The following is a 15524-nucleotide window of genomic DNA, read 5'->3' as shown; positions in this document are numbered from 1 at the left end:
CCCCGCGGGAACCCCCACTGACTAAGTCGCACGAAGAGCACCACGGGTTGCTCCGCGAGGAGCAGAAGTTTCGGCGCGATCTTCGACGACGGTTGTCGAAGTTACTCCTGCCCACCGGAGACCGTGGTCAAACCCCACTGGGCCGGACGGCGGAGCCCGACAGGCACGGGGAGGTGATCAGCCTCACGCCCGCCCGGCGGCACGGCCACCCTCCTCGGCAACGGGGTCCGATCGGCGCGGCGACAAGTCCATGATCGAACAGGTGTTCGCCGCCGGCAAGATCACGATCGGGTGGTCTCGGCGAGCGTGCCGGCGTGTCGGCGGAGGCGCGCTCAGGCCGGGTGATCAGTCGGAGGCGCGCAGGCGGATCGTCGCGCTGGCCCGCCGGACCTCGACCCCCGTGTGGTTCGGCAGCACGTCCTCCAGGAACCCGTACCCCTTGAGCTCCTCGTCCGGCCGCCGCGACACCGTCCGCCACCACGTGGCGATGTCCACCCACCCCGGCGCCGACAGCGACCCGCCGAAGTGCTGCACCGACAGCGCGGCGCACAGGTTCGCGAACCGCACCCGGTCCGCCAGCGGCCAGCCGGACAGCGTCCCGAGCACGAACCCGGCGCCGAACACGTCGCCCGCGCCGGTGGAGTCCAGCGGCGCGACGTTCAGCCCCGGCACGTCCACCACCTCCCCGGTGGCCGAGTCGACCGCCACCGCACCGCCGCCGCCCCGCGTCACCACCACCACGGGCACGTGCTCGGCCAGCGCCATCGCAGCGCGCTCAGGCGTGTCGCACCGCGTGTACCGCTGGGCCTCGGCGTCGTTGGGCAGGAACACGTCGTACTGCTCCAGCCGCCGCAGCAGCTCGGGCGCCCACAGCTCGGTCCGGTCCCACCCGATGTCGGCGAACAGCAGCGCCCCCTGCTCCTTCGACTGCGCCACCCACCGCTCGTCCTCCGCCCCCACGTGCACGAAGCACGCCCGCGTCCGCGGCGGCGGGTTCAGGATCTCGTCGGCCGACACCGGCGGCCGGTGCCCGTGCGTCACCATCGACCGGTCGCGGTCCATCGCCATGGAGACGGTCACCGGCGAGTGCCAGCCGTAGTACCGGCGGCAGTAGGTGAGGTCGACGCCCTCCTGCTCGGCCAGCACCTCCCAGCAGAAGTCGCCGTAAGCGTCCTCGCCGAACGCGGCGGACAGCGCGGTCCGCAGCTGCAGCCTGCTCAGCGCCACGGCGAGGTTGGCGATGCCGCCGGGGCACGAGCCGAGCCCCTCGGCCCAGACCTCGGTCCCCGGCGCGGGCGGCCGGGGCAGGCCGGTGAAGATGATGTCCAGGAACACCGTCCCGGACAGCAGCACGTCGAACGCCGGCGCGGAACCCCTCCCCGGCGCGGGCGACGAAGCCGACGAGTCCGACGGCGGCACGAGCGGTGGCACGAGCGGAGGCGTGGCGGCCATGACCCAACGATGCCAGGCCGGGTCAGCCGTCGACAGCCGCGAACATCTCGCGCATTCGGGCCAGCGCACGGTGCTGCGCGACGCGCACCGCGCCCGCCGTCGAGCCGACGGCCGCCGCCGTCTCCTCCGCCGACAGCCCCACGGCGACCCTGAGCACCAGGATCTCGCGCTGCCGTTCCGGCAGCTTCTGCAGCAGCTGCGCGACGTGGCCGATCAGCTCGCCGGTCATCGCCCGCTGCTCGGGGCCTGCCTCCAGGGTCGGCGTGTCCGGCAGCTCGGGCACGACCTCGGCCCGGCTGCGCACCGCACGTCTTCGCGCGTCGGCCACCTTGTGCGCGGCGATCCCGTACACGAAGGCCAGGAACGAGCCCGGCTCGTAGCGGTACGTGCCCAGCGCCGACACCACGGCCAGGCAGACCTCCTGGGCGATGTCCTCGGCCGAGACGAGCGTGCGCTCCCTCGACCCGACCCTGGCGCGGCAGTAGCGCAGCACCAGCGGCTGGATGCGCGCCAGGAGCTGGCCGATCGCGCGCGGCTCCCCGAGCAGCGCCTCGTCGACCAGGTCGGACAGCTCGGCCTCCGCCAGCCACTGGGCGGTCACCTGTCGCTGCCCCTCGCCGACGACCAGCCTGACCTCGGGACGACCGGGCACGTCAGCGGCGTAGCGGACCGCGCCGACCCCCACCTCGACGTCGGCTCGCACGGACGTGTGCTGCACCATCCGGCGACCTCCTCACCCTTAGTCAGACCTCCGGCGATCCCGGCTCACTGATGAGGAGCACGCAGCGGCGCTCCTGATACGGGATAAACCAAAGCCGACCACGATCCGACGCAGCGTGGTCGGCACAGCACCCGACCGTTACGGCGGACGAGCCGTTCGGCCCAGTGACAGGGCCCCGCTACTTCACCGCGGCGAACTGGCGGACACCCGGGTAGCCCACCCGGAAGCCCGCTTCGGAGTAGGCCAGGTAGAACTCCCACATCCGCCGGGACGTGTCGTCGCGTTGACCACGTCGTTGCCGTCGGAGGCGGGGTGGCGGCGTTCGACCCAGCGGCGCAGCGGCTGCAACACCGGCGGGACCAGGGTGGTCGGCTTCGCCGCGAACGCGGTCAGCAGGTCGGCGAGCGCGGTGGACGTCCAGTCGCCGACCACGTACGCCTCGCCGAACCCGATCTTGACGTCCACGCCGAGCCGGCGGAAGAACGCCTCGGGCCGGTGCACGCGCATGTCGGGCGCGCCGGGACCGCCCGCGCCGAGCACGTGCCCGCCGGGCAGGACCACGCGCACCGGCAACGCGCGCACGGCGCGGCGGAACAGGGACTCGGCGATCCGGGCCCGCACGACGGACCGCGGTGGGCTCCACAGGCCGGGCCACCCGCCCTGGCCGGGTCGGGGCAGGTCGAGGGGACGACGGCTGGTTCCGGGCATCGGCCACTCCTGGGACTGCCGGCGCGCGGTGCCCACAACGCCGTGGATCGTCAGCGGCCGTCGGACGGGTGGTCGGCGTCGGCTCACGCGTGACCGGCGCCCTTTCGTGGTGGCACCGCCGGTGGCGCGGGCAAGTCGGTGCCGAACCGGCGGCCCGCCGCGACTTCGGCGTGCCGCGGCGCGCGAGAATGCGCGCCGGAACACGTGGACCGGTCGAGGGATGGGACTGAAGATCACCGTGATCGAACAGCTGAGCGTGCGGACCGACGAAGGCGACTTCGACGCGATCGCGGCGGGCCCCGAGGACGGCCGGCCGGTGTTGCTGCTGCACGGCTTCCCGGAGGCCGCCGTCGAGTGGGAGCACCAGGTGGCGGTGCTCGGCCGCGGGGGTTTCCGCGCGGTGGCGTTCGACCAGCGCGGCTACTCCCCCGGCGTGCGACCGGAGCGCGCGACCGAGTACGGCGTCGACGCGCTGGTCGGCGACGTGCTGGCGGTGGCGGACTCGTTCGGCTGGTCGGTGTTCGACCTGGTCGGCCACGACTGGGGCGGCGCGGTGGCGTGGTGGACCGCGGCCGAGCACCCCGAACGGCTGCGGAGGCTGGCGGTGGTGTCCACGCCGCACCCCGGCGCGTTCGCCGAGGCCCTGCGCACGGACGAGGACCAGCACCTGCGGTCCGGGTACATGACGGACTGGCGCACCAGCGACACCGAGCGGCGGATGCTGGCCGACGACGGCGCGGCGCTGCGGCAGATGTTCGAGTGGCGGGTGCCGCCGAGCCGGGTGGCCGAGTACGTGCGGCGGCTGTCCGAGCCGGGCGCGCTGACGGCCGCGCTGAACTGGTACCGCGCCGGGCGTCCGGGCGGCAAGGCCGGGAAGGTGTCCGTGCCCACGATGTACGTCTGGAGCACGGAGGACGTGGCGTTCGGGTCGACGGCGGCGTTGAGCACCGGCGACTGGGTCACCGGCCCGTACCGGTTCGAGATGCTGGAGGACGTGTCGCACTGGGTGCCGGAGGAGGCGCCGGAGGCGTTGACGGCACTCCTTTTGGAGCATCTCTCGTCCTGATTGAACCGCTGCCGCGGTGCCGCACGTGTTCTCGCGTATGACGGAGTTGACCTACTCGGAGCGCAGGGTCGCCACCCTCGCCGCGCTGGGCCACAGCAACCGGGCGATCGCGCTGCGGTTGCACATCACCGTGAGCACGGTGGAACAGCACCTGACCAGGGTCTACCGCAAGCTGGCGGTGGCCAGCCGGGCGGAGTTGAGGGGGCACGAGGCCCTAGTGTGACCGCATGCCGGTCGCGGGGTTGCTGCTCGCCGCGGGCGCCGGGCGGCGGTTCGGCGGGCCCAAGGCGCTGGTGTCGGACGGCGGCGTGCTGTGGGTCGACCGGGCCGCCGCGGTGCTGCGGGACGCCGGGTGCGCGCCGGTCGTCGTGGTGCTCGGCGCCTCGGCGTCGTCGGTGCGCGCGCGGGCGGCGCTGGACGGCTGCGTCGTGGTGGACAACCCCGACTGGGCCACCGGCATGGGCTCGTCGCTGCGCGCCGGGCTGGCCGCGCTGACCGGTGCGGTCGCGGACGCGGTGGTCGTGCTGCCGGTGGACACGCCGGGCGTCACGGCGGCGGCGGTCGAGCGCCTGCGGGCGCTGGCGTCACCGACGGCGCTGGCGCGTGCCTCGTACGACGGCGCGCCCGGCCACCCCGTGCTGATCGGCTCGGAGCACTGGGCTGGGGTGGCCGCCTCGGCGGTCGGTGACGCGGGCGCGCGGGACTACCTGCGGGCGCACGGTGCGCTGGACGTACCGTGCGGCGACGTGGCGGACGGCGACGACGTGGATCATCCGCGGGACCTGCCCCGGTGAGGCGCGCGTTGTGCCAAGGTCGGCCTCATGGGGCTTCTCCGTGTGGTCGTGGGCGCGGCGGCGGTGTGCGCGGCGGCCGGGTGCGGGACGCCGGCACCGGCTGAGCAGGCGGCGCCGGGGCCGACCGCCGGCTGCGCGACCACGTACGCGGTGACGGACGTGGGCGAGCCGGTCGGACCGACGTCCTCGCACGTCGAGATCCGCGAACTACCGCTCGACCCGGCGGAGGAGGACCGGCTGGGGAAGCTGCGCCTGCCGCTGTCGGCCCGCGATCACGCGGCCGCGCTCGAAGCGGCCGGGCGGGTGCGGCCCGCGTTGGAGCTGCTGTGCGGCGCAGGCGAGTTCGGGCTGACGGCGGCGCGCGATGCGGTCACCGGCGTGGGCTACCCGGCCAACGACGTGTACGTGCAGCCGTTCCCGCCGTCCGCCGACGGCGCCACACCACCCGGCGTCGCCTACACCCTGCACGTGGGCGACCGGGCGTGCGTGACGGGGCACGTCCGGCCGGGCCAGGTCGTGATCGACGTCGACGGCGCCACCCGCGACGGGTCCTGCGCCAAGGTGTCGTACTGATCCTCGGGCGCCGTGTCGTGCCGACCCCCTCAGGCCGACGTCGGGCGTTGCTCCTCGGCGTCCGGCTGCACGACGGGCAGCGGTCCGGAGATGATGCGCGGCAGCGGCACGTCCAGCGACGGCTCGGTGTCCGCGGTCCAGCGGTCCGGCCCGTCCACGTGGCCGGCGAGCAGGGCGCTTGCCTCCGAGGTCGCCTGCCGCACGATCTCGCGGGCCCGCTGCTCGGCCTCGGCCAGCCGCCGTTGCGTCTCCTGCTCGGTCTCGTCGAGCAGCACGGCCTGCTGCCGCGCCACCTCCTCGGCCCGCTTGAGCATCTGCTCGCTGCGCTCCCGCGCGTCGGTCTCGAAGGCGTCCGCCTTCTGCCTGGCCACGTGCATCAGGTAGCGGATGCAGCCGGACACGGCGTTGTCCTTCGAGTAACCCGCGTGCAGCACCCGGTACTCGCCGAGCTCGCTGCGCGCGTCCTCCAGCTCCCGCATCAGGTCGTCGGCGGTGGCCACGGCGCCGTCCCGGTCCGTCCGCAGCACCTCCAGCTCCTCGCGCAGGCGGGCCAGCTCCCACCGCGTGCGGATCAGCTCCTCGTCCACTTGTCGCCGGTCGTAGCCGCGCCACCGCACGGGGAAGGGCGTGCCCTGGGACTTGTCGATGTGCATGGCTGCCGCCGTTCCGGACGACTCAGCCCCGGGCCAGCGCCACGAGGTCGTCCATGGTGCCGTTGAACAGGTTCTGGTCGATCGGGGTCGACGTGTGCTGCCAGATCGCGTGCGCCGACCAGCGGTGCGGCAGCGGGCCCACGCTCTCGGCGTAGCGGGCCACCCACACCGGGTTCGTCGCGGTGAAGTCACCGAGGCGGCCCGTGCACAGGTCCCACCACGTGGTGGACGTGTAGATCATCGGCCAGCGGCCGGTGCGGTAGTGGTAGGTCTCGCTGAACTGGCGGATCCACCCGACCATCGCCTCGGGCGCGAGGCCGTAGCACTTGTCGTCGCCGTACGGGTTGTACTCGACGTCGAGGGCGCCGGGCAGCGTGCTGCCGTCGGCGACCCAGCCGCCGCCGTGGTCGACGAAGTAGTTCGCCTGCGCCGCGCCGTCGGACCTGTCGGGCAGCGCGAAGTGGTACGCGCCGCGGACCATGCCCACCTGGTGCGAGCCGCCGTACTGCTGGCCGTACTTCGGGTTGACGTAACCGGTGCCCTCGGTGGCCTTGACGTAGGCGAACCGCATCCCCTGGCCCCACCAGTGCGGCCAGTCGACGTCGCCCTGGTGGCTGCTCACGTCCATGCCGGGGACCGTCGGGCCGGTGAGCACGAGCTCGTCCGCGTCGACCGGGTTCGCGCCCTCGTGCTCGGCGATCTGCGAGCCCGCGGCGTGGTCGGCGGAGCCCTCGGTGCTCGGCTCGGCCCCCGTCGCCGGCACGTGCAGGGCGGCGAGGCAGAGGAGCACCACCGCCGACGCGGTCGTGCGGGACGGCCACTTGTGGGATCGCGCCGGCATTGGACTTCCCTCCCCGTCACCCCGCCTCGGCGGAGCCGTGCTCGACCAGGCGACTCGCGGCGGCTCGGCGCCGACCGCGGCCGTGGCTTTCTGCTCGAACGGCTACCACCACTCGTGCCAGGACAACCTGAAGATGTTGTTTCCACCTGAACGAATGACAGAAGCCGTCTTTCGCGGCACGGCGCGTGATCAATTGGTGCGCGTCGGTGACGATCAATTCCTCGGCCGCCGGGAAAGCCGGCATGAAGTGCCACTTCCGGGGGCACTCACCCGATGAGCGCGACGCACAGAAGGTGAGAACCATGACCTCGACCCCGGTGGATTGGGAGCCGTTCATCGAATCACTGCACGAGGCGGCCGGCCTGTGGGACCGCGGCCTCGCGTGCCGGGCCAGTCGGCAGCAGGTCGACGAGGACGTCGACGAGGACCCGCCGCGGGTCGTGCCGATCACCGAAGCCGAGGCGGAACGGCTGATGAGGGCCGTGGCGTTCCTCGCGCGACGGCTGAGCGTGGCCGCCGAGTGCGTCGTCTACGTGACCGCCGAGTCGAGGCTGGAGCCCACCGAGGGCGATCCCGGGGCGCAGGCCGACGCGTTGTCGCTGACCGCGCTGCACGCCGCCGCGATGCGGCACGCGGCCGACCTCGCCAGCGCCGCCTTCACCCGCTCCGACGCCCACTCCGACGCCGCGTAGTGCGACCGTGAGTAGAAACGTCCACGAACGGGTGAACAATGCCGGGTTAAACGCCGGACCGCCATTGTCCGTACGTTGCGGTGAACCGGTGTTTCCGCCGCCCGTCCGAGCGTAACTCCCCAGTCATGCGCACCGCCTCCCTCGCGAAACTCATCGGCCTCTGCCTGGTGGCCGGGGTGCTGCTCGCCGGGGTGGCGATCCCGGTCGTCGGCGCCGTCGGTCTGGTGTCCAACCGGATGAGCGACCACGTCGCGGCCACCACGGTCAACATGCTGGACTCCCCGCCGCCGTTGATGACGACGATCACGGACAAGGACGGCGTCCCGTTCGCCTACCTCTACGACCAGTACCGCGTGCTCACGCCGCCGGACAAGGTCGCGCAGGTCATGAAGGACGCGCTGGTGTCCGCCGAGGACCGCCGGTTCTACGAGCACCAGGGCGTCGACTGGCTGGCCACGCTGCGCGCCGCGCTGCGCAACCAGTCCGAGGGCAGCACCACGCAGGGCGCGTCCACGATCACGCAGCAGTACGTCAAGAACCACCTCGTGCACGTGCTGGAGCGGGAGGACGTCAGCGGGCAGAAGAAGGCGCAGGAGCAGACGATCGCGCGCAAGCTGCGCGAGGCGCGCATCGCGGTGCACGTGGAGTCCCAGCTCAGCAAGGACGAGATCCTGTCGCGGTACCTGGACGTGGTGCCGTTCGGCGGCACGATCTACGGCATCGCGGCGGCGTCCCAGGCGTACTTCAACACCACGCCGGACGTGTTGACCGTGCCGCAGGCGGCGATGCTCGCCGGGATGGTGAACAGCCCGACGTTCCTCGACCCGGAGTCCCGGCCGGACAAGGCGGTCGAGCGGCGGAACATGGTCATCGACCTGATGGTGGAGAACGCCAAGCTGTCGCACGAGCAGGCCGAGGTGCACAAGCGCGCGCCGCTGGGCCTGGCCACGCCGGTCCGTCCACTGTCGACCGGGTGCGTCGGGTCCGGTGTGGAGTTCGGGTTCTACTGCTCGTTCGTGATCAACCACCTGACCCGCAACGGTTACTCGCTGAACGAGTTGAAGATCGGCGGCTACACGATCCAGACCACTCTGGACCGCGACCTCACGCGGCAGGCGAAGCAGGCGGCCGAGGCGCAGGTGCCGAAGACGACGGAGGGCATCGCGAACACGGCGGCGGTCGTGCGGCCGGGCAAGGAGCGGCACGAGGTGGTGGCGCTGGCGGCCAACCGGGACTACGGGCTGCACAAGGACCAGTTCCAGACGCAGTTCGACCTGCCGAGCGCGGTGGAGAACAAGTTCGGCGCGGGGTCGGTGTACAAGGTGTTCACGGCCGCGGCGGCGTTGGAGAAGGGCGGGCTCGGGATCGAGAGCATCGTCGAGTCGCCCGGTTCGCACACCTCGCGCGTGTTCCGCGGTGGCGCGCCGGGGTGCCCGGGCACCGGCGAGCCGTTCACGTACTGGTACTGCCTGCGCAACCACGACGGCAGCTACCCGCCCCGGATGCCGTTGAAGGAGGCGCTGGCGACCTCGCCGAACACGGCGTTCGTGATCCTGGAGGAGCGGGTCGGGTTGGACTCGGTGGTCGACATGGCGTACCGGCTGGGGATGCGGGACACGTTGACGACGAACATCGCGGGCGTGCCGCCGGACCCGAAGTCGAAGCAGAAGGAACTGCGGGTGACGCAGGCGGACTTCTACAAGGAGGCCGGGAACGCGTCGTTCACGCTCGGCCCGGCGCCGGTCAGCACGCTGGAACTGGCGAACGTGGCGGCGACCCTGATGTCGGGCGGCGTGTGGTGCCCGCCGACCCCGATCATGAAGATCACCGACCGGCACGGCAAGGACACGGGGTACGCCGACCAGCCGTGCGAGCAGGCCGTGGAGGAGCCGTTGGCGAACGCGCTGGCGGTCGGGTTGAGCGAGGACGACCAGGGTCGCGGCACCGCAGCCGCGGCGGCGAAGGAGTTCGGGTGGACCCGGCCGGCGCTCGGGAAGACCGGGACGACGGAGGAGTACAAGTCCGCGGCGTTCCTGGGCGCGACGGCCGACTACGCCGGCGCGGTGCAGGTGTTCAACGACAGCACGTCGCCGCGCGGCATCTGCGTGAAGGCCGGACCGCCCCGCTTGTGCGGCGAGGGTGACATCTACGGCGGCACCCTGCCCGCGAAGACGTGGTTCGACTTCATGACCAAGGCCCACGCCAACCTGCCGGAAAAACCCCTGCCCCCAGTGGAACCGCGCTATCGTGGCCGCTGACCGGGCCGGCCACGCCATCACCACCTGCCCCAGCCACCCGCCGTCACACCATCGGGTGATCATCGCCCGAAAATGTACGGAAACACTGTTACCACACCTCGGTTGATTATGACCGAGCGCCGAACCACCCCGCCCCTGCCGCCACCACCCGGACCCCACTCGCAGGTCCCACCCTGGAGCCCGCCACCCGGACCCCTCTTCCTGAAGCCCACCCGGACCCACTCCTGGATCCCACCCCGCCGCCCAGCACCCGCCGCCCACGCCCCGGACCACCCCGACCATCCGCCCCACGCCGCGAGCCCCGCGAACGACGCCCACGGCTCCCGGCCGGCCCCGGCAACGGCGACGCCGCCCCGTACCCGACGAACAGCGCCGGCCCGACCCGCCTGCCGCCCCCACCGCGCCGCCCCACTGGCCGAAGCGTGAGCGTCAGACGAGCCTCACCTCCACCCCGGCCTCACGAATCCGGCTCACCTCCTCCTCCGGCGCGTCGGAGTCGGTGACCAGCACGTCGATCTCGTCCACCGGGCACACCCGGCCGAACGCGGTGCGCCCGAACTTCGAGCTGTCGATCGCCGCGATCACCCGCGCCGACGCCTCGACCGCCGCCTTCTTCACCGCACCCTCGGCCAGGTCGTGCGCCGACACACCGTTGCGCGCGCTCAGCCCGCAGCTGCCGAGCACCATCGTGTCGAACCGCATCACCTCGAACGCGTGCTCGGTCAACGGCCCGACGAACGCCAGCTCACCGGGCCGGATGTCGCCGCCCGGCAACACCATCCGCACCTGCTCCGCCCCCCGCAGCTCGTCCGCCGAGTGCAACGACAGCGGCAGCACGGTCAGCCGCCGGTCGATCAGCCGCCGTGCCACCTCCACCGTGGTGCTGCCGCCGTCGAGCACCACGGTCTCGCCGTCGTCCAGCAGACCGGCCACCGCGCCACCGATCCGCCGCTTCGCCTCCAGCCGCTGCCGCGACCGTGCCGCGTAAGGCGTCTCCTCCCCCGTCAACATGCTCACCGCCGCACCGCGCACCCGCCGGAGCAACCCTTCCCGCTCCAGCACGTCGAGGTCGCGCCGCACCGTCATCTCCGACGTGCCCACCAGTTCCGCCAGGATGCCGACGGACACCCGCTCGCCGCCCTGCAAGCGGTGGAGGATCTTCTCGTGACGCCAGGACACGTCCATGGCGTTCATTTGAACACCGGGAATGTTCGGTGGTCAACACCCTGGCGGGTGATGGGACGATCCGGTAGGACTTGGCACCGGCACCGTTTGGTATAGACCACTGGAGGACCGCATGACGACCGAGCCCGTGACCGACACCGACTACGGCGACGTCGTGCGCACCCACCTCACCAGGGTGGAGCAGCAGAACGCGGCGGCCTTGGACGACGTGGCCGAACTGGTGCTGGCGAGCGTCCGCGCGGACGGCATGGTGCTCACGGCGGGCGCGGGCCACTCCCTCGCCGCCGTCGCCGAGACGTTCTACCGCGCCGGCGGCCTCGCCTGCGTCCGCCCGATCTACCACCCCGAACTGCTGCCCATGCACGGTGCGGTGAGCAGCACGTCCGCCGAACGCCGCTCCGGCCTCGCCGCCGAGGTGCTGCGCGAAGCCGGCCTGGCCGCGCACGACGTGCTGTTCGTCTTCTCCACCTCCGGCGTGAACCCCTACCCGGTCGAACTCGCCGTGCTCGCGGCCGACGCCGGCTGCCCCGTGGTCGCGGTGACGTCGGTCGCGGCGAGCGCGCTCGCACCGCGCCGTGCGGGCACCACGCTCGCCGAGAACGCCACCGTGGTGCTGGACAACATGGTGCCGCCCGGCGACGCGACCTACCCCCTCGCGAACCCCGTCACCGCCGCCGTGTCCACGATCGCGACCGCGTTCCTGTGGAACCTGCTGATGGTGCGCCTGTTCGACAAGGCCTCCGAGGCGGACGTGCCGCTGCCGCTGTGGCGCAGCGCGAACGTCGAGGGCGGCGACGCGGCCAACGCCGACCTGCTGCGCAAGTACCAGACGCGGGTGCCGCAGCTGGGCTGAGTCGGCTTTCACGAATTCTCCACACGTCCGGGTTAATCTCCGGCACCAAGGGGGGAATTCGTGAACAAGAATACGAAACGCTGGGTGTTGGCAGGTGGGGGCGCCGCGGCGGTCACGGCGATCGTCGCGGGCGTGCTGGTGCTGTGGTCGGGCGACGACCCCGTGGCCGAGAAGCAACCCGAACGAGTGGCTCCGGGCGTCGTCGCCCAGCAGTTCTTCACCGCGATGGCGTCCGGCCAGGCGGGACAGGCGGCGGCGGTCACCGACGCGGCGGACGTCGCCGGCGCGGTGATCGCCCGCACCCAGCAGGGCATGCCGGGCGCGTCGTTCCAGGCGCAGCTCGGCCGATTGCCGCAGGTCGTCGACGGCGTCACGACGGCCGAGGTGGACGCCAACGTCACGTGGACGTTGCCGGGCGGCGTCCCGCTCAAGTACGCGACCAAGGTCGAGCTGCGACTGGTCGACGACCGGTGGCGCGTGCACTGGTCGCCGTCCGTGCTGCACCCGCAGCTCGCCGAGGGCCAGAGCCTGGCCTACACCACGACGCCCGCGGACGGCGAGCTGTTCGACCGCACGGGTCGGCCGGTGCCGCCTGACTTCGCACCCGTGGTGATGAACTCGGTGCGGCAGGCCGTCGGCACGGTGAAGGGCACGCCGGGGTGGCAGGTCGCCGTCGTGGACGCGGCCGGGACGGCGGTCGCCGTGCTGCAGGAGCAGAAGGCGCAGGCCGCGCAGTCGATGACGGTCACGCTGGACCCGAAGACGCAGGCCGCCGCGCAGGCCGCGGTCGACCAGGTGGGCGGCCAACAGGCGATGCTGGTGGCACTCCAGCCGTCGACCGGCGAGATCCTGGCGGTGGCGCAGAACGCGGCCACCGGCAACGACCCGCTCGCGCTCTACGGCCGCTACGAGCCGGGGTCGACGTTCAAGGTCGTCACGGCGACGGCGGCGATGACCGGTGGCCTGGCGACGGCGGACACGCCGGTGGCGTGCCCGGGCAAGGCGACCATCGGCACCCGGCAGATCACCAACGACGACTCGTTCGAGCTGGGCACGGTGCCGTTGCACCGGGCGTTCGCGGCGTCGTGCAACACCAGCTTCAGCCAGCTCGCGGCGAGCATGCCCGCGACGGCGCTGCCCCAGGCCGCCGCGTACTTCGGGCTGGCGTCGGACTTCACGGTCGCGGGCATCACCACGAACACCGGCAAGATCCCGCCCGCCGAGTCCGTGCCGGCCAGGGTGGAGGCGGGCATCGGCCAGGGCGAGATGCAGGCGACGCCGTTCGGCATGGCGCTGGTCGCGGCCACGGTCGCCAACGGGCGCACGCCCGTGCCGCAGCTGATCCGCGAGATCCCGACCGAGGGCCAGGCGCCGGCGGCGTTGCCCGGTGGGGTGGCGGGGGCGTTGCGCTCGATGATGGCCGAGGTCGTGACCAGCGGCACGGCGCGCGAACTGGCCGGCTACGGTGCCGTGCGCGGCAAGACCGGCACCGCCCAGTTCGGTGACGGCACGCGGTCGCACGGCTGGTTCATCGGGTACCGGGGTGACCTGGCGTTCGCCGTGCTGGTGGTGAACGGCGGCTCGTCCAAGGTCGCGGTGGCCGCCACCGGCACGTTCCTCGGTGGCCTCTAGCGGCACGTTCAGGCGACACGTGATCACCACGGGGCGTGGTCAGACGGCGGTCTCCAGGTCCGCGGCGGGCGCTTCGTCGAACTGCGTGCGGTACAGCTCGGCGTAGCGCCCCTCGGCGGCCAGGAGTTCGGCGTGCGTGCCGCGTTCCACCACGCGTCCGGCCTCCACGACCAGGATCTGGTCGGCCGCGCGGATCGTCGACAGCCGGTGCGCGATCACCAGCGCCGTCCGGCCGCGCAACGCCTCGGTCAGCGCGACCTGCACCGCGGCCTCCGACTCGGAGTCCAGGTGCGCGGTCGCCTCGTCCAGGATGACCACGCGCGGCCGGGCCAGGAGCAGCCGGGCGATGGTGAGCCGCTGCCGTTCGCCGCCGGAGAGCCGGTAGCCGCGCTCGCCCACCACGGTGTCGAGGCCGTCGGGCAGTGATTCGACGAGGTGGTCCAGGCGGGCGCGGCGCAACGCGTCCCACAGCTCGTCCTCGGTCGCCTCCGGTCGCGGGTAGGCCAGGTTCGCGCGGATCGTGTCGTGGAACAGGTGACCGTCCTGGGTGACGACGCCGACGGTCTTGCGGATCGAGTCGAACGCCAGCTCGCGGACGTCCACCCCGGACAGCCGGACCGCGCCGGAGTCGGTGTCGTAGAGCCGCGGCACGAGCGATGCGATGGTCGACTTGCCCGCGCCGGACGACCCGACGAGAGCCACGAGCTGACCGGGCTCGGCGCGGAAGCTGATGCCGTGCAACACCTTGTCGCCGCCGCGTGTGTCCAATGTGGCCACTGATTCCAATGAGGCCAGTGAGACCTTGTCCGCCGCCGGGTAGGCGAACCGGACGTCGTCGAACTCGACGGACACCGGGCCGTCGGGCACGCGGCGCGGTTGGTCCGGTTCGGCGATCACCGGCTTGAGGTCGAGGACTTCGAAGACGCGTTCGAACGACACGAGCGCGGTCATCACGTCGACCCGCGCGTTGGCGAGGGCGGTGAGCGGCGAGTAGAGGCGGGTCAGCAGGAGCGCGAGCGAGACGACGGTGCCCGCGGCCAGCTCGCCGGTCAGCGCGAGGTAGCCGCCGAGGCCGTAGACCAGGGCTTGGGCGAGGGCGGAGACCAGGGTCAGGCCGGTCATGAACCAGCGGGTCGCCATCGCCGTGCGGACGCCGATGTCGCGGACGCGCGCGGCCCGTTCGCCGAACTCGGCGCTCTCGGCCTCCGGTCGGCCGAACAGCTTCACCAGCGTCGCGCCCGGTGCGGAGAACCGCTCGGTCATCTGGGTGGTCATGCCCGCGTTCAGGGTCGAGGCTTCGCGCTGGAGGTCCGCCATCCGGTTGCCCATGCGCCGTGCGGGGATCACGAACACGGGCAGCAACACCAGGGCGAGCGCGGTCACCTGCCACGAAAGGGTGAACATCACGCCTAGGGAGAGCCCCAGTTGGATGACATTGGTGACCACGCCGGAGAGCGTCGAGGTGAACGCCCGCTGCGCGCCGATCACGTCGTTGTTCAGCCGGCTGACCAACGCGCCGGTGCGCGTTCGGGTGAAGAACGCGATGGGCATGCGCTGCACGTGCTCGTACACGGCGCGCCGCAGGTCGTGGATGAGTCCTTCCCCGATCCGCGCCGACTGCCACCGCTCGACCAGCCCGAGTGCGGCGTCCACCACCGCGATTGCGGCGATCACCACGGCCAACCACACGACCACGGACACGTCCCGGCCGCCGACGATCGCGTCCACCACGCGTCCCGCCAACACCGGCGTGCTGACCGCGAGCACCGCCGAGACGACCGTGAGCAGCAGGAACACGACCAACTTCGCCCGGTGCGGCCCAGCGAACCCCAACACCCGCCGAAACGTCCCGCGCCGCACCGCCGTCGGCGCGTCCGACGCCCGCATCGCGCTGCGCATCAATCCCCAGGATCCGTCCACGACAGACGGTAACGCCCCCAGCCCGGTCGACGTTCCCGTTCGCGCGGGGACTCAAGCGAGGGAAGCGTTTGCGACCCAGGCGGGGCCGCGGGTGTCCGTCATGCGGGCGCTGCGGGCAGCGGGGCCGGAATGTGGCGGCGGGCGGGGCGTGACGGCGGCTGAGTGAGGTGTGGCGG

At 72.4% G+C, this 15524-nt stretch carries 15 protein-coding genes and 1 pseudogene; 9 read left to right on the top strand and 7 right to left on the bottom strand.

Annotated elements, in window-relative coordinates; translation table 11 throughout:
- Positions 1–345 precede the first annotated feature (345 nt).
- The 3 genes and pseudogenes from LNK82_RS34755 to LNK82_RS34745 all read right to left on the bottom strand — a co-directional run.
- Complete coding sequence (locus LNK82_RS34755; protein WP_230571164.1) at positions 346–1452, bottom strand: carbohydrate kinase family protein; 1107 nt, start codon at positions 1450–1452, stop codon at positions 346–348.
- Positions 1453–1474: 22 nt separating this feature from the next.
- The gene (shbA, locus tag LNK82_RS34750) at positions 1475–2170 is read right to left on the bottom strand and encodes an RNA polymerase sigma factor ShbA (RefSeq protein ID WP_372470728.1); all 696 of its coding nucleotides are present in this window, start codon (positions 2168–2170) and stop codon (positions 1475–1477) included.
- Between the two features lie 282 nt (positions 2171–2452).
- Positions 2453–2881 (bottom strand): annotated as a pseudogene (locus LNK82_RS34745) (SAM-dependent methyltransferase); the annotation flags it as partial.
- Between the two features lie 220 nt (positions 2882–3101).
- Here LNK82_RS34745 and LNK82_RS34740 point away from each other — a divergent pair.
- Genes LNK82_RS34740 through LNK82_RS34725 form a run of 4 tightly spaced genes read left to right on the top strand, consistent with a single transcriptional unit; the run spans position 3102 to position 5314 of the window.
- A complete protein-coding gene (locus tag LNK82_RS34740; RefSeq protein ID WP_268997565.1) occupies positions 3102–3947 on the top strand; it encodes an alpha/beta fold hydrolase in 846 nt (281 codons plus the stop codon).
- Positions 3948–3984: 37 nt separating this feature from the next.
- Positions 3985–4170 carry a response regulator transcription factor gene (locus LNK82_RS34735; protein WP_443706270.1) on the top strand — a complete coding sequence of 62 codons (186 nt, stop codon included), beginning with the start codon at positions 3985–3987 and terminating at the stop codon, positions 4168–4170.
- 4 nt (positions 4171–4174) lie between these two features.
- Positions 4175–4741, top strand: a complete 567-nt coding sequence (locus LNK82_RS34730) for a nucleotidyltransferase family protein (RefSeq protein WP_230571162.1) — start codon at positions 4175–4177, stop codon at positions 4739–4741.
- 27 nt (positions 4742–4768) lie between these two features.
- On the top strand, positions 4769–5314 hold the full coding sequence (locus tag LNK82_RS34725) for a hypothetical protein (protein WP_230571161.1): 546 nt from the start codon (positions 4769–4771) through the stop codon (positions 5312–5314).
- Between the two features lie 29 nt (positions 5315–5343).
- On the opposite strand, the gene LNK82_RS34720 is transcribed toward LNK82_RS34725, so the two are convergent.
- Positions 5344–5967: a DivIVA domain-containing protein gene (locus LNK82_RS34720; protein WP_230571160.1), complete on the bottom strand. Its 624-nt coding sequence runs from the start codon at positions 5965–5967 to the stop codon at positions 5344–5346.
- Positions 5968–5989: 22 nt separating this feature from the next.
- Positions 5990–6808, bottom strand: coding sequence for a lysozyme (locus LNK82_RS34715; RefSeq protein ID WP_230571159.1), 819 nt, complete (start codon positions 6806–6808; stop codon positions 5990–5992).
- Positions 6809–6845: 37 nt separating this feature from the next.
- Here LNK82_RS34715 and LNK82_RS34710 point away from each other — a divergent pair, with 37 nt between their 5' ends.
- From LNK82_RS34710 to LNK82_RS34700, 3 genes are all read left to right on the top strand, one after another.
- On the top strand, positions 6846–7085 hold the full coding sequence (locus LNK82_RS34710; RefSeq protein WP_230571158.1) for a hypothetical protein: 240 nt from the start codon (positions 6846–6848) through the stop codon (positions 7083–7085).
- Between the two features lie 25 nt (positions 7086–7110).
- Entirely contained in the window at positions 7111–7500 is a 390-nt protein-coding gene (locus LNK82_RS34705) for a hypothetical protein (protein WP_230571157.1), read from the top strand.
- Positions 7501–7625: 125 nt separating this feature from the next.
- Positions 7626–9758, top strand: coding sequence for a transglycosylase domain-containing protein (locus LNK82_RS34700; protein WP_230571156.1), 2133 nt, complete (start codon positions 7626–7628; stop codon positions 9756–9758).
- A 429-nt stretch (positions 9759–10187) separates the two neighbouring features.
- Here LNK82_RS34700 and LNK82_RS34695 read toward each other — a convergent pair whose 3' ends face one another.
- A complete protein-coding gene (locus LNK82_RS34695; RefSeq protein ID WP_230571155.1) occupies positions 10188–10952 on the bottom strand; it encodes a DeoR/GlpR family DNA-binding transcription regulator in 765 nt (254 codons plus the stop codon).
- 103 nt (positions 10953–11055) lie between these two features.
- Here LNK82_RS34695 and LNK82_RS34690 point away from each other — a divergent pair, with 103 nt between their 5' ends.
- Positions 11056–11796 carry an SIS domain-containing protein gene (locus LNK82_RS34690; protein ID WP_230571154.1) on the top strand — a complete coding sequence of 247 codons (741 nt, stop codon included), beginning with the start codon at positions 11056–11058 and terminating at the stop codon, positions 11794–11796.
- A gap of 84 nt (positions 11797–11880) precedes the next feature.
- A complete protein-coding gene (locus LNK82_RS34685; RefSeq protein ID WP_230571153.1) occupies positions 11881–13428 on the top strand; it encodes a penicillin-binding transpeptidase domain-containing protein in 1548 nt (515 codons plus the stop codon).
- A 39-nt stretch (positions 13429–13467) separates the two neighbouring features.
- On the opposite strand, the gene LNK82_RS34680 is transcribed toward LNK82_RS34685, so the two are convergent.
- Positions 13468–15348, bottom strand: a complete 1881-nt coding sequence (locus LNK82_RS34680; protein WP_230571152.1) for an ABC transporter ATP-binding protein — start codon at positions 15346–15348, stop codon at positions 13468–13470.
- Positions 15349–15524: the final 176 nt, after the last annotated feature.

The sequence above is a fragment of the Saccharothrix luteola genome (genome assembly GCF_020859565.1).
GTDB lineage: Bacteria > Actinomycetota > Actinomycetes > Mycobacteriales > Pseudonocardiaceae > Actinosynnema > Actinosynnema luteola.
Note: the sequence above shows the minus strand (reverse complement) of the source record. Positions and strands in the feature narration are given on the sequence as shown.

Excerpts from the sequence above, each read along its gene's own strand:
- LNK82_RS34755 (WP_230571164.1), bottom strand. The coding sequence starts at position 1,452 with ATGGCCGCCACGCCTCCGCTCGTGCCACCGCTCGTGCCGCCGTCGGAC.
- LNK82_RS34740 (WP_268997565.1), top strand. The coding sequence starts at position 3,102 with ATGGGACTGAAGATCACCGTGATCGAACAGCTGAGCGTGCGGACCGAC.
- LNK82_RS34735 (WP_443706270.1), top strand. The coding sequence starts at position 3,985 with ATGACGGAGTTGACCTACTCGGAGCGCAGGGTCGCCACCCTCGCCGCG.
- LNK82_RS34730 (WP_230571162.1), top strand. The coding sequence starts at position 4,175 with ATGCCGGTCGCGGGGTTGCTGCTCGCCGCGGGCGCCGGGCGGCGGTTC.
- LNK82_RS34725 (WP_230571161.1), top strand. The coding sequence starts at position 4,769 with ATGGGGCTTCTCCGTGTGGTCGTGGGCGCGGCGGCGGTGTGCGCGGCG.
- LNK82_RS34720 (WP_230571160.1), bottom strand. The coding sequence starts at position 5,967 with ATGCACATCGACAAGTCCCAGGGCACGCCCTTCCCCGTGCGGTGGCGC.
- LNK82_RS34715 (WP_230571159.1), bottom strand. The coding sequence starts at position 6,808 with ATGCCGGCGCGATCCCACAAGTGGCCGTCCCGCACGACCGCGTCGGCG.
- LNK82_RS34705 (WP_230571157.1), top strand. The coding sequence starts at position 7,111 with ATGACCTCGACCCCGGTGGATTGGGAGCCGTTCATCGAATCACTGCAC.
- LNK82_RS34700 (WP_230571156.1), top strand. The coding sequence starts at position 7,626 with ATGCGCACCGCCTCCCTCGCGAAACTCATCGGCCTCTGCCTGGTGGCC.
- LNK82_RS34695 (WP_230571155.1), bottom strand. The coding sequence starts at position 10,952 with ATGAACGCCATGGACGTGTCCTGGCGTCACGAGAAGATCCTCCACCGC.
- LNK82_RS34690 (WP_230571154.1), top strand. The coding sequence starts at position 11,056 with ATGACGACCGAGCCCGTGACCGACACCGACTACGGCGACGTCGTGCGC.